We start from the raw sequence: 20,732 nt of genomic DNA, 5'->3' as shown, positions 1-20,732 counted from the left end.
TGGTGAATCGGATGGATGCAGCCGTAGCCCCATGGACGAAGCGCTACCCGGCATCCGTGCCTGCCGACCTGACCGGATCGCTCCCGACGATGCTCGACGCGTGGAACGAACACGTGACCGCCCGCCCCCATCACCCCGCAGTGCACTACTTCGATGCCACCTTGTCCTTCGCGGACATCGACAGCGCAGCCGACGCACTGGCTGCCGCTCTGCACCACGACGGGGTGACATCGGGCGAGCGCGTCGCGATCTACCTGCAGAACGATCCGCAGTGGCTGGTGGCACTCCTGGCGGCGTGGAAGCTGCGCGCCGTCCCTGTCGCGGTCAATCCGATGCTGCGGGCCGGGGAGCTTCTCCACATCCTCACGGACTCCGGAGCGACAGCCCTGATCTGCCTCGGCGAGCTCTACGAATCGGTGGTTGCCGACGTACGGCCCCGGACCTCACTGCGCACCGTGGTGACCACCCATCCCCTCGACATGACGCCGAACGCGGTCATGCCAGCGGCGATCGAACCACATGTGGCGCCTCGCAGGATCTTCGACGACACATCGGACTGGCAGTCCCTGTCGGCCGAGTATCATGATCACCGCCCGCCGCCCGCGACACTCGCCTCGACCGATATCGCTTCGCTCACTTACACTTCCGGTACGACAGGGCGTTCCAAGGGTGCGATGAACCTGCACAGCGCGATGGTGCACAGCTCCACGGTCTACACCCGTTGGTGGGATCTGCACCCCGAGCGCGATGTCGTCATCGGCCTGGCACCGGTCTTCCACATCACCGGCCTCGTCGCCAGCTTCGGTGTACACATCCTCAGTGGTGCCCCGCTCGTTCTGATGCATCGTTTCGACGCCGAAACCACGTTGCGGACCATCGAGAATCGGCGGGGAACCTTCATGATCGGTGCGAGCACCGCATTCATCGCACTGACCAACCATCCCTGCCTTCGCGAGGTCGACGTCTCCTCCCTCACCAAGACACCTTCCGGTGGAGCGCCTGTCAGCCAGGCGCTCGTCGATCGAATCCATGCGGCCTCGGGGTGGACCCTGCGCGGGGCTTACGGCATGACCGAGACGACCTCTCCGACCCATCTCGGTCCACCGGATATCAACCCGCCGACCGACCCGGAAAGTGGCGCACTGTCCGTCGGAATTCCCGTTCCCGGCACGCACATCCGCATCGTCGACCCGATCGGCGGCCGGGACGTGGCCCCGGGAGAGGCGGGTGAGATCGTCGTCGCCGGACCTATGGTCGTCCCGGGCTACTGGCAACTCCCCGAGGAATCCGCCCGTGCGATCCGTGACGGATGGCTGCACACCGGCGACCTCGGCAAGATGACCGAGGACGGATGGTTGTTCGTCGTGGACCGGATCAAGGACCTGATCAACGCGGGTGGATACAAGGTCGTGCCACGCGATGTCGAAGACGTCCTCTACCAGCACCCCGCAGTGCGCGAAGCCTGCGTGGTGGGCATACCGGACGAGTATCGCGGCGAGACCGTCAGAGCATTCGTCTCCCTCGTCGCCGGTGAGGCAGCAAGCGAAGAGGAACTGATCGCGTTCTGCCGAGACAGGATGGCCGCCTACAAGTATCCGCGGTCCGTTGTCGTTCTCGACGAACTCCCCAAGAACGCCAGTGGCAAACTGTTGCGCCGGGAACTGCGCAATGGGTGAGTCGAAGCCCGTACTCCCCGACCGCCGTAACGGACCTGCGCGCCCGCAGACGGACGGCGGAACCGGCCGCGCGAACATTCTGGACGCAGCAGTCGAGAACTTCCAACGCCTCGGCTACCACGGAACCTCCGTGCGGGACATCGCTCGGGACGCGGGCATCACCCCGGCCTCGATCTACCACCATTTCTCTTCCAAGCAGATCATCCTCCAGGAGATCATGGAGAAGGTGCTCGGTGACGTCATTTCTCTGACCAGAGCGGCCGTACTGCGAGCCGACGGAACCCCCGGGTCGCAGCTCGAAGCGCTCGTGCAGACCTGGGTACTGTTCCACACGAGCCGACGCGCGGAAGCACTGATCGGCGCGTCGGAGATCCGGAGTCTCGACGAGGTGGGACGTCGCCTGGTGATCACCCTGCGCGACCATCAGGAACAATTGTTCCGCGACGTCGTGGACCGCGGGATCGCCGAGGGATCGTTCACCACTCCGTATCCGCGCGAGGCCGCAAGAGCCATCATCAACATGGGTTATTCCATCGCAAGCTGGTACCGCCCCGGTGGTGAGCTCTCCCCCGACGAACTGGCCGATCGTTACGCCGCACTTGCGCTCGGAACGGTCGGCGCAGTCCCCACCGACACACCGCCGACGGACCGCACGCCCGGACGGCCGACTCCGGATCCGACACCGATTGCCGAAAGGCCGAACACATGAGTGTGCCCACAAAGCCGAACGCGACGCAGAACACTCCACCGCCGTCCGTCTCGACATCCACTCTCGACGGCGGGCGAGTACTTCCGTGGCTTGCCGAGAACGAAACCGCCACCGTCGGAGATCGACTCACGCCACGGCTGATCGCCGGCGGGCGCTCCAACCCGACCTACGAACTCACCGACGGCACCCGCCGATGGATTCTCCGCCGCCCCCCACTCGGGCACGTCCTGGCCACGGCCCACGACATGGGTCGCGAGTATCGGGCTCTCACCGCACTACACGACAGTGCCGTTCCGGTCCCCCGCACGGTCGGACTGTGTGAGGACACCACGCTCATCGGCGCTCCCTTCTACGTCATGGAGAAGCTCGAGGGCATCACGCTCCGCACGGCGGAGGACACCGCACGTCTCACTCCCGGGCAACGGTCCGCACTGGCCGACGCAATGATCGATACTCTCGTGGCCCTTCATGGGATCGACCCTTCCGAGGTCGGGCTCGGCGACTGGGGACGCCCTGACGGTTATCTCGAACGGCAGCTGCACAGGTGGCAGCGGCAGTGGACCTCGTCCATGACGGCTCCCCGCAGGGAGGTCGACGAGCTGCACTCCCGACTCCGCGCATCGATGCCCGAAAGCCATCATCCCGGAATCGTGCACGGTGACTTCAAGATCGACAATCTGATGGTCGATGCGGTCGACCCCACCCGCATCCTGGGTGTCCTGGACTGGGAGATGTCGACGCTCGGAGACACCCTCACCGATCTCGGCATCCTGTGCTCGTTCTGGGATCACGAAGGCGAATTCCACAACCCCATCACGGCGGGGGCCACCGCACTTCCGGGCTTCCCCACCCGTGACGACCTTGTCCACGCCTACGCACAGGCCCGAGGAATCGACGTATCGGGCATCGATTGGTACCTGGTGTTCGCGGACTTCAAGATCGCAGTCATCCTCGAAGGCATCCACGCCCGGCATCTGCAGGGACACACCGAGGGCGACGGCTTCGACGGCATCGGCGACATGGTCGGCCCACTGCTCGAACGCGCTCTGGAACGCGCATCCCGGTCGTCGATTCCGGGCCTGTCCGGCTGATCCGCTCGGCCACACGATCCACCGCGCCCATCGGGCACCCCATCACGAAGGAATCCCATGACTTCTCACCTCAGCGCCCTCGGACCCACACCGGTCGACCCGACTGCCCTCGATCTTCGCCCCTCCGACACCGCTCTGGAGCTTCGCGGCAGGCTCGTCGACTTCATGCACAGCCACGTCTTCCCCGCCGAACACACGTACGAGGAGTACCGCCGGCAGGCCGGACCCGACGACCACACCGTGCCGCCCGTCGTCGAGGAACTCAAGAAGGAAGCCCGCTCGCGCGGGCTGTGGAATCTCTTCCTCCCCGCCGAATCCGGCATCGGGCAACTCGACTACGCCTCACTCGCCGAAGTGACCGGATGGAGCCTGCATCTGGCCCCCGAAGCGACCAACGGCCAGGCACCCGACACCGGGAACATGGAACTGCTCCACCTCTTCGGCACCGATGAACAGAAGAAGCAGTGGCTCGAACCCCTCCTCGACGGGGAGATCCGGTCGGCGTTCTCGATGACCGAGGTGAACGTCGCGAGTTCCGATGCCACCAACATCGAGACCCGTATCGAACGCGACGGCGACCACTACGTCATCAACGGACGCAAGTGGTGGACCAGCGGTGCCGCCGACCCACGGTGCACGATCCTGATCGTCATGGGCAAGACCGATCCCAGCGCCCCACCACACCGCCAGCAGTCCATGATCCTCGTCCCCGTCGACACCCCCGGCGTCACCGTCGTCCGCGACGTCCCGGTCTTCGGCCGTTACGACCAGCACGGTCACTGCGAGGTCGTCTACGACGACGTCCGCGTCCCCGCCGAGAACCTGCTCGGAGAAGAAGGCGCCGGCTTCGCGGTCGCGCAAGCCCGCCTGGGCCCGGGACGCATCCATCACTGCATGCGCGCCCTCGGCGCCGCCGAACGCGCGCTGGCCTTGATGACCACCCGCGCCCGCGCGCGCGTCGCCTTCGGCAAGCCACTCGCCGACCAAGGCGTGATCCAACAGCAGATCGCCGAATCCCGCATCGCGCTCGACCAGGCACGTCTGCTGTGCCAGCTCGCCGCCAAGACGATCGACGAGCACGGCAACAAGGCGGCAGCGCCGTATGTGTCCGCAGCGAAGGTCGCAGTCCCCCGCGTCGCTCTCGAAGTCATCGATCGCGCCATCCAGGTGCACGGTGGCGCCGGGGTCAGCGACGACGTGCCGCTCGCCGCGATGTACGGCTGGCACCGGGCGATGCGGATCTTCGACGGTCCCGACGAAGTGCACCTCCGCACGATCGCCAAGACCGAACTCCGCAGGTACTCGAAGTAACTCGCACGCCACAGACCTGTCCGACGAAGGAATACACCGTGCCGACCTTGACGACCACCGTCGAAGAACTCGCCGCATCGAGCCGGTACGACTTCGGTTGTACCGATTGGATGACGGTCGAGCAGCAGCGTATCGACACCTTCGCCGACGCCACGGACGACCACCAGTGGATTCACGTCGATCCACACCGAGCGGCCTCCGGTCCGTTCGGGTCCACCATCGCCCACGGATATCTCACCCTGTCACTGGTCCCCCGCCTGCTCGATCGGCTACTGACGATCTCCGACCAGGTACGCGGCACGAACTACGGCATCGACCGCGTACGGTTCACGAATCCGGTGCCCGTCGGATCGGAGATCCGTCTGGCAGCGCAATTGACGGATGTATGCGTCCGTGGCGACGGAGGAGTCCGGTACACGATCGCCGTCCGAGTCGACATTCGTGGTGAGGAAAGACCCGCCATGGTGGGAGAGTCGATCTATCTCGCATACGCGGCGTGAGATTCGCGCAGGAACCGGCCATTTCCCACCCGACAACCTGGAGTGAAGCCATGCGAGCTTTCGAACTCGGCGACTACACCGGCCCCGGCGGCCTGACCCTGACACAAGCGGAGACCCCACATCCCGCCGACAACGAGGTCCTGTTGAAGGTCGAGGCCGTAGGGGTGAACTTCCCCGATCTGCTGATGACGAAGGGGCAGTATCAGCACAAGCCCGCGCTTCCTGTAGTTCCCGGTTGCGAGGTTGCCGGCACGATCGTCGAGGCGCCCGATGGTTCGGGATGGCGGGCCGGCGACCGCGCCGCAGCATTCGTCTGGCAGGGTGGGTTCGCCGAACAAGCAGTGGTGCCGGTGAACTCGCTCGTGCGGATCCCCGATTCGGTGGGTTTCGACACGGCCGCGGCCATGGTCGTGAACTACCACACCGTGCACTTCGCACTGTCACGACGAGGCGGTCTCGCTCCCGGCGAGACAGTGCTCGTCATGGGTGCAGCGGGGGGAATCGGCACGGCCGCAATCCAGGTCGCCAAAGGCCTCGGGGCGAGAGTCGTCGCCGGGGTGTCGGGCGCCCATCGCGCGCACATCGCCGAAGCCGCCGGTGCCGACGAAACCGTTGTCTTGGAAGGGGGATTCGCATCGGTTATCCGCGACAAGACCGGCGGGCGCGGCGTCGACGTAGTGCTCGATCCCGTGGGTGACTGGTTGTTCGAGGAAGCCGTCAGGAGCCTCGCTCCCGAAGGTCGTCTGCTCGTCGTGGGCTTCGCCGCAGGTAAGATCCCTGCGCTCAAGGTCAATCGGCTCCTGCTCCGGAACATCAGCGTCGTCGGTGCTGCCTTCGGAGCCTTCCTCGAGGTCGATCCCACTCTGATGAAAGAACAGGCAGAGTCCTTGGATCGAATGATCGCCGCCGGTGTCGTCGCCCCCTACATGGGTGCCCGATTCGAATTCGAGGATCTGCCCGGCGCCCTCGACCGCCTCGACCGAGGCGAGATCGAAGGCAAGGCCGTCGTGCTCACCGGACAGCAGGTCAGCCCAGGGTCGCCTTGATCTCGTTCTTCAGTACCTTCCCCACCTTCGAGCGGGGCAGGTCGGACCGGACCACGACCTGCTTCGGAGTCTTCACCGAGCCGATGCGGTCCTTGACGAAGGCGGTGAGTTCAGCGGGGGCGACCTCGGCTCCGGGGTGCGGTTGGACGACGGCCACCACTCGTTCGCCCCACTTCTCGTCGCGCAGACCGATCACCGCGCAGTCCTGGACGGCCGGATGGGCCAGGATCGCCTGCTCCACTTCGATCGAGTACACGTTGAATCCACCGGTGATGATCATGTCCTTGGCGCGATCGACGATGAACAGCAGGCCGGAGTCGTCCAGATATCCGATGTCGCCGGTGTGGTGCCAGCCGAACCGGCTCACCTCCTCGGTGGCGTCGGGGTTCTTGTAGTAGCCGGCCATCACGAGGGACGAGCGCACGACGATCTCGCCGCGCTCCCCCGGTGGCAACAGTTCACCGCCCTGACCCATGACCGCAACGGTCACGAGCGGCGTCGGCCGGCCGGCCGACATCAGGATCTCCTCGGCGATCGAACCGTCGGGGCGGCGGTGCTCGTCGGGTGGAAGCACGGAGATCATCATCGGTGCCTCGGTCTGCCCGAAGAGCTGGGCCATCGGCCCGATCCGTTCGAGCGCCTCCGCGAGCCGCGTGGGACTCATCGGCGCGGCCCCGTACCAGAAGCATTGCAGGCTCGACAGATCCGTCGAGTCCAGGTCGGGGTGCGCAAGGACCATGTAGATCAGGGTCGGGGGCAGAAAGGTGTGGGTGACGCGATGCGCCGGCACCAGTTCGAGGAAGCGCCCCACATCGGGGCTGCGCATGATGACGATCTCGCCACCCGTGGCCAGCACGGGAAAGCACAGCACTCCCGCAGCATGCGTCAGCGGCGCGAGCGCGAGATAGACCGGACGCTCGCCTCGACCCGGGAACGGATAGCTCATGAGCGTGAGTGCCGTCATCGTCTCGAGATTCGTACCGGTGAGCATCACGCCTTTCGGTCTGCCCGTGGTACCGCCCGTGCCGACGATCATCGCGAGATCCTCGGGTGCGGACCGGTCGATCGTCTCCCTCGATCCTGCAGCCGCAGAGACGAACTCACTCCACTTGAACGAACCCTCCGCAGGATCTCCGTCGAGTTGCACCCACGTGTGGATCGCAGGCAGGTCGGGACGGATCCGTTCGACGAGTTCCCGGTACCCAGAAGCATAGAGCAGCACCTCGCAGTCGAACCGGTCGAGCAGTTCCCGGTTCTCGGCCGCCTCGTTACGGGGGTTGATCGGACACCACACTGCACCGGCCCGACTGATCCCGAACACGCACGCGAAGGCGCGAGGATCGTTGCCGGACAGCACCGCAACCTTGCCGCCCGGACGCACACCACGCGCGTCCAGCGCCCGCGCGACATCGTCGGCCACCGATTGCACTGTGGCGTACGACCAGCTGTCCCCGTCCGTCGTGAAACACGGCCGGTCCGGTCCGAGTGATGCCCCCTTGTCGAGATAGTCGACGATCCGCATCGAACCCTCCTGCGATCAGGTTCGGATCTCAGTAGTCCTGCACCGTGAGAACCGGTTTCGACACCAGGCCGAAATTGCGCAGGATGCCGAGCAGTTCGTGGTGACCGAAGGCCTGGCAGGCACTCGCGAAACCGACCCGCTTCGGGGGTTGCTGCAACAGCCAGTTCGCGGAGAACGCCTGGAGCAGCCCTGTCTGTTTGTAGTTGCTGTTGCCGTGGACGACGCAGTGCGCCCGGGCGAGCGGGCCGGAGGCGTGCACCGAGTCGAGGGACTTGTTGACCCTCGGGTTCTCCCGCGGCGGCATGACATTCATGACCTGACGGGCGGTCGCGGTGAGCGCTTCGTCACGATCCTCCGGCGACATGTCCTTGGTCGCCTCGAGTGCCTGCGCGACGATCTGCGGAACCCCGTGCATCAGGGCGGCATTGAAGACACCACCCTGCGCCTTGACGTTCGCGACACGCGGGTCGCGGCGGAACCACACCGGATGGGAGGTACCGCCCCAGGGCAACGACTGCGCCAGTTCGTGCTGGCCGGGCACGACGAGCGGGACGAGTCCCTGAGCGGGGTCGAACGGGACGTACTCGTTCTGTTCGAGGTAATGCGCGGCCGAGGTGGCAGCGTTGACGAGAATCGTCCGCGTGGACGCGATGGTCGGACTGCCACCCCAGAAGACCGCGATGTCGAGCGTGTCGAGTCCCGGTGTCTCCAGGCACAATTGGGCAGCGATCTCACCGACGGTGTACATCTGCGCGGTTCCGGGTGCGAGCAGCAGTCCCGCGGCGGCGAAGTCGGCTCCGTACTTCTCGTCGCACGTGATGAGCCAGTCCTGCTCGCCGGTGGTGTCGGTGTAGTGCGCGCCGGCAGCGAGACAAGCCCGGACGACTTCGTTCCCGAGTGTGGAGAACGGTCCGACGGTGTTCAGGACGACGGCCGCTCCACTGAACAGATCGGTCAGCGCCTCGACGGTGTGCTCGACCTGCACCACCTCGAAGTCGGCCGTCTCGATGCCGGGTACGTGCGTACGGAGCGACTCGTCGAGCTTGTCCTTGTCGCGACCCGCGGCGACGAAGGGAATACGGAACTCGCGCAGATATTCGCAGACGAGTCGCCCGGTGTAACCCGATGCGCCGTAGACGACGACGCGACGTGTGGTCGGTGTGCTCACGGATCTTCCCTCACATTCCCATGCCGCCGTCGACCGGGAGACCGGCACCGGTGACGAATCGTGCCGCGTCGGAAGCGAGGAACACCACGGCGTCCGCGATGTCCTCGACCGTCCCGAGCCGGCCGGACGGGGTCTGCTCGACGACGGCGGCGACCGCGTCGTCGGGTGAACCGAACAGACCGATGGTCGCCATGTCGTTCGCCAGTCCCGCACCCATCGCCGTCGGGACGAGTCCCGGATAGACGCAGTTGACCCGCACTCCGTAACCTAGCTTCCCGCTCTCCATCGCGGCGACCCGCGTGAGACGGTCGACGGCCGACTTGGTGGCCGAGTAGACGGAGATGCCCGGGAACGCGATCGTCGCGGCGACCGAGGCGATGTTGACGATCACACCACCGTTCCCCGCCGCACCGTCCGGACGCATCGCCCGCAGACCGTGTTTGATTCCGAGCGCGGTACCGAGGATGTTCACCTCGAGCATGCGGCGGATGTCGTCGGGCGAGACCTCGGTGATCAGGCCGGTGATCTCGATACCGGCGTTGTTCACCAGGATGTCCAGACCACCGACGGCGGTGATCGTCTCGGTGATCGCCCGTTCCCAGTCGCTCTCGGAGGTGACGTCCAGACGGGTGAAGGCGTGCTTGCGATCTCCGTCGGAGGGAAGGTCCGCGGCGATCTGTTCACCGCTGTCCTGGATGTCGGCGACCACGACGCTCGTCCCGGCACCGGCGAGGGCGCGCGCCATTCCTTCGCCGAGGCCCTGTGCCCCTCCTGTGACGAGTGCGCGACGCCCGGTCAGATCGAAAACCGTCATCGGATGGCCTCCTGAAGTGGGTGGTCCGGAGGAGCAGGGAGCGCGTGGGCCGACGGAACGTCCCGTACCGCCTCGGAAGGCGGCCCGAATGAATGTGGTCCAGGTCACAGGATCTGCCAGATCTTGACACCTGTCAAGAGGATGCCGGACGGCCGTCCTGTGCAGGTCGGCCGGTATCGCGAAGCCTGTGGCGCACCTACACTGGCGAACGATGAACCATGCGGCAGCTCCCGCCGACCGATCGCTCCGAAGCCGGCAGAACAGGTACGACGAACGTCGCACCCAGCTCGCCGAGTCCGCCCTGACGACACTCGGCGAACTCGGCTATGCGCGAACGTCACTGCGGGAGATCGCCCAGAACTCGCCGTTCTCCCACGGTGTCGTGCACTACTACTTCAAGGACAAGACCGATCTGATCCTGCACTGCGTGCGCCACTACAAGACGCGGTGCATGACGCGATACGACGAGGTGGTCGACACGGCGACGACCGCCGACGAACTCCGCCGCGGTTTCGCGTGCAAGGTGGCCGAGGCCCTCCGGGACGAGGCTCCGATGCATCGCCTCTGGTACGACCTGCGTAACCAGTCGATGTTCGATCCTACGCTGCGCGAGGATGTCTCGGCGATCGACCGGGGATTGCGCGACATGATCGACCGTGTGCTCACACGCTACGCGGAACTGTCGGGCACGAGGCCGAGATACGACCCCGACACCGCCTACGCGCTGCTCGACGGCATGTTCGTCGCGGCCCTCGTCGCGTATCTCGCCGAACACGACCGGGCGGCGACCGGATCCCCCGACACGGAATCCTCGACGACCGTCCCGGATCGAGTGCGCGACAATCTGTTCGACATTCTTCCCGACTTCGTGGACACGCGGTAACAGCGGCGCTCGGGCTCTACTTACCGCGCGAGAGAACCTTGTCGGCCGCTTCCCAGTGGGCATCGCCGATCCACAACCGCGCGAACGCGTCGACCGCTTCCTCCGGACTCGCGCCGTTCACGACATGCTTGATCGACGCGGAGGACGGATTGGCGAGGGCGCGGCCGAGAGTGCGCCACCCTTCGTCGAAGGTCTCCCGCGGGATCACCTTGTCGACGAGGCCGATGCGTTCGGCCTCCTCGGCTCGCAGGATGTCGCCGGTCCCGGCGAGCATGAGGGCACGCCCGCGTCCGACCAGCGAGGCCAGCCGTTCGGCACCGCCCCAGGCGGGCATGATCGCCAGCGACACCTGATTGAAGCCGATCTTGATGTCGTCCGCGGCGATGCGGATATCGGCGGCGACGGCCACCTCGGCACCACCGCCGAGTGCGTGACCGTTGAGCGCGGCGACGACGGGCGCCGGGAAACCTGCGATCCGGTCGCACACGGCGCGCATCTGCCGGGCCATGTCGGCGGCCTGCTCGTGGGTGCGGAGCTTGGCGAGTTCCTTCAGGTCGCCGCCGGAGACGAAGGCGCGGTCGCCACCACCACGGATCACCAGGGCACGCGCCTGCGCCTGCTCGGCCTCGTCGAGCACCTTCTCGAGCTGGTCCATCGTCTCGGGGGCGATGGCGTTGCGCGCGTGCGGGCGATCGATGGTGACGACGGCGAGTCCGTCGTCGAGCTCCAGCTCCACCATGGTCTGCTCTCCGAACTGATATTGGAATTCTACTTTTCGGAGAATACCATCTCCACATCCGGCCAAGGCCGGTCCGAACCGGTCGCGCCGCGACGAACGGCGGCGTGACGCCATCCCGGACACTGGAGCTTTCAGATGCGGCAGATCCCCTCCGAACTGGTCGAACGCTACGAGAGCGAAGGGTGGTGGACTCGCGAGACGATCGGCGACATGCTGGCGCGCGGCCTGAAGGCCGCACCCGACACCGAGTTCCGCATCCACTCGACCATCCGACCGTGGTCGGGCACCGTGAGCGAGGTCGAGCACGTCGCGCGGCGCCTCGCAGCCGGCCTGCACCGCCGCGGGGTCGGCCCCGGCGACGTGGTGGCCTTTCAGCTCCCCAACTGGATGGAGGCCGCGGCCGTCTTCTGGGCCTCGTCCTTTCTGGGCGCGACCGTCGTGCCGATCGTCCACTTCTACGGTCCCAAGGAACTCGGGTACATCCTGCGCGAGTCCGCTCCCAAGGTGTTCGTGTGTGCCGAGAAGTTCGGATACACCGAGTACCGGCCCGAACTGTGCGCCGACATCCCTGTCGTCGGTGTCGTGGGACGCGACTTCGACGACCTGCTCGACGACGAACCCTTCGAGGGCGTACTTCCCGTCGATCCCTCGCAGCCGGCACTGCTGGCGTTCACCTCCGGCACCACGAGCGATCCGAAGGGCGTGATCCACACGCACCGGACGCTCGGCTTCGAGACGAGGCAGCTCTCCGAGCGCTACCCCGACGACCGCGGCTCACAACTCACGGGGGCGCCGGTGGGTCACTTCATCGGCATGGTCAACGCCTTCCTCATCCCGATCCTCGACCACACCCCCATCAACCTGCTCGACGTCTGGGATCCGGCGCGCGCGATCGAACTGATGGAGAGCGACGGACTCGTGATCGGCGGTGGTGCAACCTATTTCATCACCAGCCTGCTAGACCACCCGAACTTCGATCCGGACCGGCACCTGCAGTACATGAAGTACGCCGGCCTGGGTGGGTCGACCGTGCCCGCCGCGGTCACCCGTCGTCTCGACGATCTCGGCATCACGGTGTTCCGCGCCTACGGCAGCACCGAGCACCCGTCGATCACGAGCTCGCTCGTCACCGATCCGGTGGACAAGCGTCTGTTCACCGACGGCAACGCGTGCCCCGGAGTGGAGATCCGCATCGCAGACGACGGCGAGATCCTCAGCCGCGGACCGGATCTGTGCATGGGATACACGAACCCGGAACTGACGGCCCGCGCGTTCGACGAGGACGGCTGGTATCACACCGGAGACGTCGCGATCGTCGACGAGGACGGCTTCCTGACGATCACCGATCGCAAGGCCGACTTCATCATCCGCGGCGGGGAGAACATCAGCGCGCTCGAGGTCGAGGAGGTGCTCCTGACCCTGCCCGCCGTGGCCGAGGCCGCCGTCGTGTCGGCACCGGACGAGCGCCTCGGAGAACATGCCGCCGCCGTGCTGCGTCTGCGGCCCGGGCACGAGATGCCGACGCTCGAGGAGATCCGCACACACTTCGGGCAGGCGGGCATCGCCAAGCAGAAGTGGCCCGAGGAACTGCATTACGTCGACGACTTCCCGCGCACCGCGAGCGGGAAGATCCAGAAGTTCCGGGTTCGTCAGGATATTGCGGCTGCGCACACATGAGAATAGTATTCTCATAACAGGAGAAGGAGGATTTGATGACCGCGAACGATTTGCCGTACCAGCTGTTCGATGCGGACAACCATCTGTACGAGACCGAGGAGGCACTGACGAAGTTCCTTCCGGAGAAGTACAAGGACGTGATCAAGTACGTGCAGGTCGACGGCCGCACGAAGATCGCGATCCGCGGTCAGATCAGCGAGTACATCCCCAACCCGACCTTCGAGGTCGTCGCCCGCCCGGGCGCCATGGAGGACTACTTCAAGAACGGCAACCCCGAGGGCAAGAGCCGTCGGGAGATCTTCGGCAAGTCCATGAAGTCGATCCCTGCTTTCCGCGAGCCGGCGGCCCGTCTCGAGCTCATGGACGAACTCCGCATCGAGCGCACGCTCATGTTCCCCACCCTCGCCAGCCTCGTCGAGGAGCGCATGCGTGACGATCCGGAGCTGATCCACGCGGTCGTGCACTCACTCAACCAGTGGCTGTACGAGACGTGGTCCTTCAACTACAAGGACCGCATCTTCACCGTGCCGGTGATCAGCCTGCCGATCGTCGACAAGGCCATCGAGGAACTCGAGTGGTGCGTCGAACGCGGCGCGAAGGCGATCCTCGTGCGCCCGGCTCCGGTTCCCGGCTACCGCGGACCGCGTTCGTTCGCCCTGCCGGAGTTCGATCCCTTCTGGAAGCGCGTCGTCGAGCTCGACGTGCTCGTGACCCAGCACTCCTCCGACAGCGGCTACGCCCGCCACACGGCGGAGTGGGACGGCGCCGACAAGGAAATGCTGCCGTTCGTCACCAACACCTTCCACATGGTCAACGAGTGGCGCCCGATCCAGGACGCGGTCGCATCGTGGGTCTGCCACGGTGCACTCCTCCGATTCCCGGAGCTGCGGATCGCGGTGATCGAGAACGGCGCGAGCTGGCTGCCCGGTCTGCTGCAGAACCTCGCCGACACCTTCAAGAAGGCCCCCGAGGGCTTCGGCATGAAGGACCCGGTCGAGGCGGTCAAGAACAGCATCCACGTCAGTCCCTTCTGGGAGGAGGACTTCAGCAAGCTCACCGCCCTCATCGGCGCCGAGCGCGTGCTGTTCGGTTCCGACTACCCGCACCCCGAGGGCCTGGCCGAGCCGACCACCTACATCCAGCACATCCAGCACCTGCCCTTCGAGGACCAGAAGCTGGTCATGGGCGGCAACCTCGCGCGGCTCCTGAAGGTATGAGCCGGCGGACCATCCCCGAGATGGTCCTCAGCGCCGGCGACCGCTTCGGTGATGCCGAAGCGGTCGTCGACGGGGACCTCCGGATCTCCTTCACCGATCTCACCGATCGAATCCGCCGCGCCGCCGGAGCATTCGCCGACGCAGGTGTCGGCAAGGGTGATCGGGTAGCGATCTGGGCCCCCAACTCCGCCGCGTGGATCGTCGCGGCCTTCGGCCTGCTCACCGCGGGTGGCGTGCTCGTCCCGGTGAACACCCGCTACCGCGAGGACGAGGCGGGCGACATCATCCGGCGCAGCGGAGCGAAGCTGACCCTCGTGCAGGACGGCTTCCTCGACCAGGAGTACGCGGTGCCGGCCGGTGTCCACCGGATCGACATCGCCTCCGGTTTCCTCGACAGCGGAAGGCCTTTCGTCCGCGAGGTGGCCGGTGAGGACATCGCCGACATCATGTACACCTCGGGCACCACCGGACGCCCCAAGGGCGTGATGATGAACCACCTGCAAACCCTCCGGATGTTCTCCGAGTGGTGCGATCTGGCCGATCTGCGACGCGGCGACCGCTACCTGCTCGTCAACCCGTTCTTCCACATGTTCGGCTACAAGGCCGGTCTCGTCGCGTCGTTCATCCGCGGCGCCACGATGATTCCCGTCCCGGTCTTCGAGACGGACACCGTCCTCGACCTGATCGAGCGAGAACATGTGACCATGCTGCCCGGACCTCCCACGCTCTACCACTCGCTCCTCGCAGCGCAGCAGGACCGGACCCACGACCTGTCGTCGCTGCGCGCGGCCGTGACCGGATCGGCCGACATCCCGGTCGATCTGATCCGGCGGATCCGGAACGAACTGCCCTTCGAGACGATCATGACGGGATACGGTCTGAGCGAGGCCGGCACCGCGACAGCCTCCCGCCGCGGCGACACCTTCGAACAGATCGCCACGACCGTCGGAAAACCCTGTGACGGTGTGGAAGTGAGCATCGCCGACGACAGCGAGGTGCTCATCCGCGGATACAACGTGATGCACGGTTATCTCGACGATCCGGAGGCCACCGCCGCAGCCGTCGATGCCGAAGGGTGGCTCCACACGGGCGATCTCGGCAAGATCGACGCCGACGGCCACCTCCGGATCATCGGACGCAAGAAGGACATGTTCGTCGTCGGCGGCTTCAACGCCTATCCCGCCGAGATCGAAGGTTTCCTGCTCGAACACCCGGCCGTCGACCAGGTGGCCGTGATCGGGATTCCCGACGACCGGCTCGGCCAGGTGGGCAAGGCGTTCGTCGTCTCGTCCGATCCCGTCCCCGCCGAGGACCTGATCGCCTGGAGCCGCACACGCATGGCGGGATTCAAGGTTCCGCGTGTCGTCGAGTACATCGACGCGCTCCCCCTCAACGCGACCGGCAAGGTCGTCAAAGAACTACTCCATTGACACATCCCCCATCAGACAGGAGTTCCGGCATGTCGGACGAAGCTGCGATGATCGCTTTCGCCGTGAAGTGGCGGCACTGGAACGGTGGGCCCGACGAGGACATCTGGGTCACCTTCGGGATCACCCCCGAGAACTACTTCCACCGCCTCCGCGGCCTGCTGACCAAGCACCGGTGGAACCAGTTGGAACCACACATCCTCGAGCAACTCGTGCGCATCTGCGACGAGCGGCTCGACACCGTCGACCTCGCCGCCGCGGCGGACCGACGTGATCGGACACGGTACGCCTCGTCGGCGCATCCCCTCAGCAAGCTGTCCGCCTGACTACGGCTTCGAGGAACTTCACGGGAATCGGTTTCGTCCTCCCTCGACTCGGGTATTCGCCGCGGCACCGAGCTCGATCGGAGGGGGCAATCGTGGAGAACGGTTCCGTCGACCCGACACCGGACGCTCACGAAGAGCAGCCGGAGACGGTACGGCGCGCCATCGGCGCGTCGGCCATGGGTAATTTCACCGAGTGGTTCGATTACGGCGTCTACGCCTACACGGCCACCTATATCGCCGATTCGTTCTTCCCCGGCGATCTCGAATCCGCGACACTGCTCACGCTGGGTGTCTTCGCGGTCTCCTTCATCATGCGGCCGCTGGGCGGTTTCGTGTGGGGTCCGCTCGGCGACCGGCTGGGTCGTCGTCAGATCCTGGCGCTCACCATCCTGCTGATGGGTGGCTCGACGGTGCTGCTCGGCGCTGTCCCCTCGTACGAATCGATCGGGTTCTGGGCGCCCCTGCTGCTCGTGCTGTTGCGCATGATCCAGGGCTTCTCCACCGGCGGTGAGTACGGTGGCGCGGCGACCTTCATGGCCGAGTACTCCCCCGACCGCAAGCGTGGTTTCTACGGCAGCTTCCTCGAGTTCGGCACGCTGGGCGGTTTCTCCGTCGGTGCGTTCCTCGTCCTGATGATCGATCTGCTGTCCACCGACGCCTTCATGGCGACCTGGGGCTGGCGACTGCCGTTCTTCGTCGCCGGCCCGCTCGCACTGGTGGGCCTCTACCTCCGTTCGAAACTCGACGAGACACCGGTCTTCAAGGAACTCGAGGAGGCGCACCAGGAGGAGGCCAGCGTCGGCGCCGAGTTCAAGGACCTGATCACCCGGTACTGGCGGCCGATCATCAAGATGATGGGTCTGGTCATCGCGCTGAACGTCTGCAACTACACGTTGCTGAGCTACATGCCGACCTATCTCGAGGATCGGATCGGTCTGACGACCACCTCGGCACTGATCCTGGTGTTGATCGGTCAGCTCGCGATGATGGCGGTCATCCCGTTCGCCGGGGCGTTGTCGGACCGGATCGGGCGCAAGCCCCTCTGGGCGGCGTCGCTGACAGGTCTGTTCGTTCTCGCCGTGCCGATGTACATGTTGATGTCGGTGGGCTTCGGCTGGGCCATCCTGGGCTTCACCGTGCTCGGCCTGCTGTACGTGATGCAGCTGTCGACGATCTCGGCGACCTTCCCCGCGATGTTCCCCACTCAGGTCCGGTTCGCCGGGTTCGCGATCTCGTACAACGTGTCCACCTCGATCTTCGGTGGTACGGCTCCCGCGATCAACGAATGGCTCGTCGAGCGGACGGGTAACGACCTCATGCCGGCCTTCTACATGATGGGCGCCTGCGCGGTCGGCCTCGTCGCCCTCTACTTCGTGGCGGAGACCGCGGGTGCATCGCTGCGTGGACGCGGCATCCCGGGTATCGACAACGAAGCACACCCCACCGCTCTGTCGCATCGTTGACGCTGTCCCCTGTCGACCGGAGCCGGTCACGGGCGGGAGGCGGATGCCGCAGGTCGTGTATCGGCCCGGTCCGCAGAGTCCACACGACGGATGGTCATGGTCGCGGCGGCCGCCAACAGGGCGGTCGCCGCGCCGATCAGCATTCCGGTGAGGAATCCGTTCTGTGAGGGGACCACGGTTCCTGCGAAGTCGACGCTCATCTGCGCGAGCACGACTCCCGCGACCGCAGCCGACGCTGTGCCTCCCACCGAACGCAACAGGGTGTTGACACTGTTGGCCGACGAGATCTGTGTCGGTGGAACCGCTCCCATGATCAAAGTGGGGATCGCTCCGTACGCCAGCCCGATTCCCGCGGCAATGACGCACGTGATCACCATCAGGCCCCAGGTCGAGCCCATCAGGAACAACGACGAGGCATACGCGGCTGCCATCATCAGACATCCGGTGCACAGGGTCGTGCGGGGCCCACGGATGGTCGTCAGCCGTGCTCCCAACGGGGAGACCGCCATCATCAGCAGTCCGGCGGGCGCGCACCACAATCCCATGACCACCATCGACTGCCCCAGCCCGTATCCCGTTTCCGTGGGCAGCATCCGGATCTGGGGAACCAGCAACGCCTGGAAATACATCGAGAAGCCGATCAGGGTCGCGACGATGTTGGTGACGAGAACCCGGTTGCCCTTCGCTACGCGAAGATCGACGAGCGGGGCCGCGGCCCGCAGTTCCCACCGGCCCCACACCACGAACACGACGAACGAGACGGCGAACAGGATCAGGACGGTCGCGCTGGTCCAGCCCCAGTCGCCACCTTTGGAGATCGCCAGCAATCCGGCTACCAGCGCCAGCGACAAACCGAGTGTGCCGAAGCCGTCGAACCGGCCCGTTTCCGGTGGAACGGGCGTGTCCCGCACGAGCCACGCGATGAGCACCGCGACGAGCACACTGAGAAGACCGACTCCCCAGAACAACATTCGCCAGCTCGTGAACTGGATGACAGCCGCTGCGAGAGGCAACCCGAGCGCTCCCCCGATCCCCAGGGACGAACTCATCAGGGCAATGGCCGAGCCGAGGCGCGCCGGTGGCACGAGGGAACGCAACGCACTGATGCCGAGGGGCACGATCCCGAATCCCGCACCCTGGAGGGCACGGCCGACGAGCATCGGCGCCAGCGACGACGACAGTGCACACAGGAACGACCCGACGATGAGCGGGATCGTGCACACCAGCAGCATCCGGCGGGCGCCGTACATGTCGCCCAGACGTCCCGTCACGGGTGTCGCTACGGCACCCGCGAGCAGGGTCACCGTAACCACCCAGGACGCATTGGACGGGCTGGTCCCGAGCAGAGCGGGCAGTTCACCGAGCAGCGGGATGACGAGGGTCGACATCACCGTGGTGACGATGCCGGCGAACACCAGTACCCAGATCGTGCGACCGGCGAAACCCGTCGTCGATGTTCCGTCCACCCCGGCGTCTCCTCGTTCCATTGTTCACGGCTCGTGCGCCGCTGCCCTCTGTATCGGCATGAGGTTCGGCTCCCGAGGTGGTGCCCCGGGAGCCGAACCGACATCAGTCCTCGATCCAGATCTCCTCGGGGCGAAGCGATCCGAGGGTGTACATCTCGATGCCCTGCACGTCGGGTGAGGCCATCAGCGAGGGCGCCGCGGCGATGTAGAAGATCGCCGGAGTGAGCTCGACGATCCGCTGCTCGGCCTCCGCGTAGACATCCTTGCGTTCGTCCGTCGACTCCGAGAGACGACCCCGATCGAGTGCCGCGTCGAGTTCGGGATCCGCAACACCGGTGAAGTTGCCCGGCGACCTGCTGTGGAATGCCGTCCACAGTGTGTAGTCGGGATCCTGCACGGCGGCGGAGGACACCATCATGTCGAAGTCGCGGGCATTCGATCGGGCCGTGACCTGGGCGTAGTCGAGCACCTCGACCTGCACGTCGACATTGTCGAAGGCGCTCAGCTGTGCCTGGATGGTCTCGCCCGTGGTCCGCGTGTCGGTCGTCGGGTACGACAGGAAGGTGAAGGAGACGGGCTTGCCCTCGGCCGAGAGTTCGTCGAACAACTTCTGGGCCTCCTCGGCATTCGCCGTCGGCCACTCCACGTCTGTGTAGAGCGGTGAACCCTCGGCGAACAGCGAGGTCGGCACGACACCGTCGCCGTTGTAGACCACGCTGTTGAGACCGTCGAGATCGAGCGCCAGAGCCACCGCACGTCGTGCACGTTCGTCGTCGAAGGGTGCGCGTCGGAGGTTCAGGGCGAGGGTCTGGCCGCCACCGACCTCGGTCACCACGGTCTGCAGTCCGGCGGCGTCCGCCTTGGCGAGATTCGACCAGTTCGCCTCCAACGAGAGGTCCGCGGCCCCGGTCGTGACAGCGTTGATCCGCTGGGGCCCGTCCGAGACACCGCGCACGACCAGCCGGTCGAGATACGGCTTCGGGGCATCCCAGTAGTCCGGGTTCTTCTCGAAGGTCATCTCGGCCTGACGGGTCCAGTTCACCAACGTGAACGGTCCGGCACCTACGGGATTCGCGTCGAACTCGGCCTGTCCCTTCTGCAGTGCGGTGGGAGAGGCGATCCAGTTGAGCGCGTTGGCGATCACGCCCTGCGCGAAGTGCGGATTGGGTTCGGCGAGTGTGATCGTCAGGGTCCCGGGATCGACCACCTCGTAACCGGTGATCTGCGCGGCCTGCCGGATGCCGCTCGAGCCGGTCGCCGGGTCGGCGATGCGCCTCCAGTTGAACTCGACCGCAGCCGCGTCGAAAGGTGTTCCGTCGGTGAAGGTCACGTCCGGTCGCAACGTGAGGGTGAAGGTGCGGCCTCCGTCGTCGGTCGTGAACCCCGTGGCGAGTCCGTACTCGACCTCGAGCGTCGTCGGGTCGTTGGTCATCAACGTCCCGTACAACGCGTTGCCCACGATCGGGTGGTGGGCCCAGGTATTGGACAGCCCTCCCGGGTCGAGGGTGCGGGGCTCGCTCAGCTGGAGTGCGACGAGTTCACCGCCCGCGACGGGATCGCCGGCCGCTGTGGTCTCATTCGCGTCTGCGGTGTCGCCACCGCCGCAACCGGACAGCAGGAGAACGCCGGCGCAGGCCGCCGCGAATCCCTTGGCGAGATGTCTCTTTCCGAACATGCGTCACCTTTCGAACACCGAA

Annotated in this window: 18 protein-coding genes; 12 read left to right on the top strand and 6 right to left on the bottom strand. The window is 65.8% G+C overall.

Features of this window, described 5'->3' with window-relative positions; genetic code table 11:
• Window positions 1–11: 11 nt before the first annotated feature.
• From ACNJ7K_RS24760 to ACNJ7K_RS24735, 6 genes are read left to right on the top strand one after another with little or no spacing between them, the layout of a single operon-like run.
• Window positions 12–1,676 (top strand): class I adenylate-forming enzyme family protein, encoded by a 1,665-nt coding sequence (locus ACNJ7K_RS24760; protein ID WP_487042364.1) that lies wholly within the window; start codon window positions 12–14, stop codon window positions 1,674–1,676.
• Complete coding sequence (locus tag ACNJ7K_RS24755) at window positions 1,669–2,385, top strand: TetR/AcrR family transcriptional regulator (RefSeq protein WP_487042363.1); 717 nt, start codon at window positions 1,669–1,671, stop codon at window positions 2,383–2,385. Before ACNJ7K_RS24760 ends, ACNJ7K_RS24755 begins: the two co-directional genes overlap by 8 nt.
• Window positions 2,382–3,476 carry a phosphotransferase family protein gene (locus tag ACNJ7K_RS24750; protein ID WP_487042362.1) on the top strand — a complete coding sequence of 365 codons (1,095 nt, stop codon included), beginning with the start codon at window positions 2,382–2,384 and terminating at the stop codon, window positions 3,474–3,476. Before ACNJ7K_RS24755 ends, ACNJ7K_RS24750 begins: the two co-directional genes overlap by 4 nt.
• Before the next feature lie 57 nt (window positions 3,477–3,533).
• Window positions 3,534–4,787 carry an acyl-CoA dehydrogenase family protein gene (locus ACNJ7K_RS24745; RefSeq protein WP_487042361.1) on the top strand — a complete coding sequence of 418 codons (1,254 nt, stop codon included), beginning with the start codon at window positions 3,534–3,536 and terminating at the stop codon, window positions 4,785–4,787.
• Between the two features lie 38 nt (window positions 4,788–4,825).
• Entirely contained in the window at window positions 4,826–5,287 is a 462-nt protein-coding gene (locus tag ACNJ7K_RS24740; RefSeq protein WP_487042360.1) for a MaoC family dehydratase, read from the top strand.
• Between the two features lie 50 nt (window positions 5,288–5,337).
• Window positions 5,338–6,333, top strand: coding sequence for an NADPH:quinone oxidoreductase family protein (locus ACNJ7K_RS24735; RefSeq protein ID WP_487042359.1), 996 nt, complete (start codon window positions 5,338–5,340; stop codon window positions 6,331–6,333).
• Here the strand turns inward: ACNJ7K_RS24735 and ACNJ7K_RS24730 are convergent.
• From ACNJ7K_RS24730 to ACNJ7K_RS24720, 3 genes are read right to left on the bottom strand one after another with little or no spacing between them, the layout of a single operon-like run.
• A complete protein-coding gene (locus ACNJ7K_RS24730) occupies window positions 6,314–7,855 on the bottom strand; it encodes an AMP-binding protein (RefSeq protein WP_487042358.1) in 1,542 nt (513 codons plus the stop codon). The two genes, ACNJ7K_RS24735 and ACNJ7K_RS24730, sit on opposite strands and share 20 nt — an antisense overlap.
• A 28-nt stretch (window positions 7,856–7,883) precedes the next feature.
• Window positions 7,884–9,023, bottom strand: coding sequence for a DUF5938 domain-containing protein (locus ACNJ7K_RS24725; protein ID WP_487042357.1), 1,140 nt, complete (start codon window positions 9,021–9,023; stop codon window positions 7,884–7,886).
• Window positions 9,024–9,033: 10 nt separating this feature from the next.
• Window positions 9,034–9,837: an SDR family NAD(P)-dependent oxidoreductase gene (locus ACNJ7K_RS24720; RefSeq protein ID WP_487042356.1), complete on the bottom strand. Its 804-nt coding sequence runs from the start codon at window positions 9,835–9,837 to the stop codon at window positions 9,034–9,036.
• A gap of 211 nt (window positions 9,838–10,048) precedes the next feature.
• Here ACNJ7K_RS24720 and ACNJ7K_RS24715 point away from each other — a divergent pair, with 211 nt between their 5' ends.
• A complete protein-coding gene (locus tag ACNJ7K_RS24715; protein WP_487042355.1) occupies window positions 10,049–10,720 on the top strand; it encodes a TetR/AcrR family transcriptional regulator in 672 nt (223 codons plus the stop codon).
• 16 nt (window positions 10,721–10,736) lie between these two features.
• Here ACNJ7K_RS24715 and ACNJ7K_RS24710 read toward each other — a convergent pair whose 3' ends face one another.
• Window positions 10,737–11,459, bottom strand: coding sequence for an enoyl-CoA hydratase/isomerase family protein (locus ACNJ7K_RS24710; RefSeq protein WP_487042354.1), 723 nt, complete (start codon window positions 11,457–11,459; stop codon window positions 10,737–10,739).
• A 135-nt stretch (window positions 11,460–11,594) separates the two neighbouring features.
• On the opposite strand from ACNJ7K_RS24710, the gene ACNJ7K_RS24705 reads away from it, so the two are divergent.
• The 5 genes from ACNJ7K_RS24705 to ACNJ7K_RS24685 all read left to right on the top strand — a co-directional run bounded on the left by ACNJ7K_RS24705 (window position 11,595) and on the right by ACNJ7K_RS24685 (window position 17,569).
• Window positions 11,595–13,136 (top strand): AMP-binding protein, encoded by a 1,542-nt coding sequence (locus tag ACNJ7K_RS24705; RefSeq protein ID WP_487042353.1) that lies wholly within the window; start codon window positions 11,595–11,597, stop codon window positions 13,134–13,136.
• 35 nt (window positions 13,137–13,171) lie between these two features.
• The gene (locus ACNJ7K_RS24700; protein WP_159417451.1) at window positions 13,172–14,353 is read left to right on the top strand and encodes an amidohydrolase family protein; all 1,182 of its coding nucleotides are present in this window, start codon (window positions 13,172–13,174) and stop codon (window positions 14,351–14,353) included.
• Window positions 14,350–15,783: a FadD3 family acyl-CoA ligase gene (locus ACNJ7K_RS24695; protein WP_487042352.1), complete on the top strand. Its 1,434-nt coding sequence runs from the start codon at window positions 14,350–14,352 to the stop codon at window positions 15,781–15,783. Before ACNJ7K_RS24700 ends, ACNJ7K_RS24695 begins: the two co-directional genes overlap by 4 nt.
• Before the next feature lie 29 nt (window positions 15,784–15,812).
• Window positions 15,813–16,106: a DUF3263 domain-containing protein gene (locus ACNJ7K_RS24690; RefSeq protein ID WP_487042351.1), complete on the top strand. Its 294-nt coding sequence runs from the start codon at window positions 15,813–15,815 to the stop codon at window positions 16,104–16,106.
• A 176-nt stretch (window positions 16,107–16,282) separates the two neighbouring features.
• Complete coding sequence (locus ACNJ7K_RS24685) at window positions 16,283–17,569, top strand: MFS transporter (protein WP_487042570.1); 1,287 nt, start codon at window positions 16,283–16,285, stop codon at window positions 17,567–17,569.
• Between the two features lie 26 nt (window positions 17,570–17,595).
• Here the strand turns inward: ACNJ7K_RS24685 and ACNJ7K_RS24680 are convergent, their stop codons facing one another.
• Window positions 17,596–19,035 (bottom strand): MFS transporter, encoded by a 1,440-nt coding sequence (locus tag ACNJ7K_RS24680; protein ID WP_268654654.1) that lies wholly within the window; start codon window positions 19,033–19,035, stop codon window positions 17,596–17,598.
• A gap of 103 nt (window positions 19,036–19,138) precedes the next feature.
• Entirely contained in the window at window positions 19,139–20,710 is a 1,572-nt protein-coding gene (locus tag ACNJ7K_RS24675) for an ABC transporter substrate-binding protein (RefSeq protein ID WP_230790516.1), read from the bottom strand.
• Between the last annotated feature and the right edge of the window lie 22 nt (window positions 20,711–20,732).

It is taken from the genome of Rhodococcus shunpengi (assembly GCF_048381395.1).
Lineage (GTDB): Bacteria > Actinomycetota > Actinomycetes > Mycobacteriales > Mycobacteriaceae > Rhodococcus.
The sequence above is the reverse complement of the archived record's forward strand: the minus strand, read 5'-3'. Positions and strand labels throughout refer to the sequence as shown.

Coding starts and splice junctions, on each gene's coding strand:
- ACNJ7K_RS24760 (WP_487042364.1), top strand. CDS start 12: ATGGATGCAGCCGTAGCCCCATGGACGAAGCGCTACCCGGCATCCGTG.
- ACNJ7K_RS24755 (WP_487042363.1), top strand. CDS start 1,669: ATGGGTGAGTCGAAGCCCGTACTCCCCGACCGCCGTAACGGACCTGCG.
- ACNJ7K_RS24750 (WP_487042362.1), top strand. CDS start 2,382: ATGAGTGTGCCCACAAAGCCGAACGCGACGCAGAACACTCCACCGCCG.
- ACNJ7K_RS24745 (WP_487042361.1), top strand. CDS start 3,534: ATGACTTCTCACCTCAGCGCCCTCGGACCCACACCGGTCGACCCGACT.
- ACNJ7K_RS24735 (WP_487042359.1), top strand. CDS start 5,338: ATGCGAGCTTTCGAACTCGGCGACTACACCGGCCCCGGCGGCCTGACC.
- ACNJ7K_RS24730 (WP_487042358.1), bottom strand. CDS start 7,855: ATGCGGATCGTCGACTATCTCGACAAGGGGGCATCACTCGGACCGGAC.
- ACNJ7K_RS24720 (WP_487042356.1), bottom strand. CDS start 9,837: ATGACGGTTTTCGATCTGACCGGGCGTCGCGCACTCGTCACAGGAGGG.
- ACNJ7K_RS24715 (WP_487042355.1), top strand. CDS start 10,049: ATGAACCATGCGGCAGCTCCCGCCGACCGATCGCTCCGAAGCCGGCAG.
- ACNJ7K_RS24710 (WP_487042354.1), bottom strand. CDS start 11,459: ATGGTGGAGCTGGAGCTCGACGACGGACTCGCCGTCGTCACCATCGAT.
- ACNJ7K_RS24705 (WP_487042353.1), top strand. CDS start 11,595: ATGCGGCAGATCCCCTCCGAACTGGTCGAACGCTACGAGAGCGAAGGG.
- ACNJ7K_RS24700 (WP_159417451.1), top strand. CDS start 13,172: ATGACCGCGAACGATTTGCCGTACCAGCTGTTCGATGCGGACAACCAT.
- ACNJ7K_RS24695 (WP_487042352.1), top strand. CDS start 14,350: ATGAGCCGGCGGACCATCCCCGAGATGGTCCTCAGCGCCGGCGACCGC.
- ACNJ7K_RS24690 (WP_487042351.1), top strand. CDS start 15,813: ATGTCGGACGAAGCTGCGATGATCGCTTTCGCCGTGAAGTGGCGGCAC.
- ACNJ7K_RS24685 (WP_487042570.1), top strand. CDS start 16,283: ATGGGTAATTTCACCGAGTGGTTCGATTACGGCGTCTACGCCTACACG.
- ACNJ7K_RS24675 (WP_230790516.1), bottom strand. CDS start 20,710: ATGTTCGGAAAGAGACATCTCGCCAAGGGATTCGCGGCGGCCTGCGCC.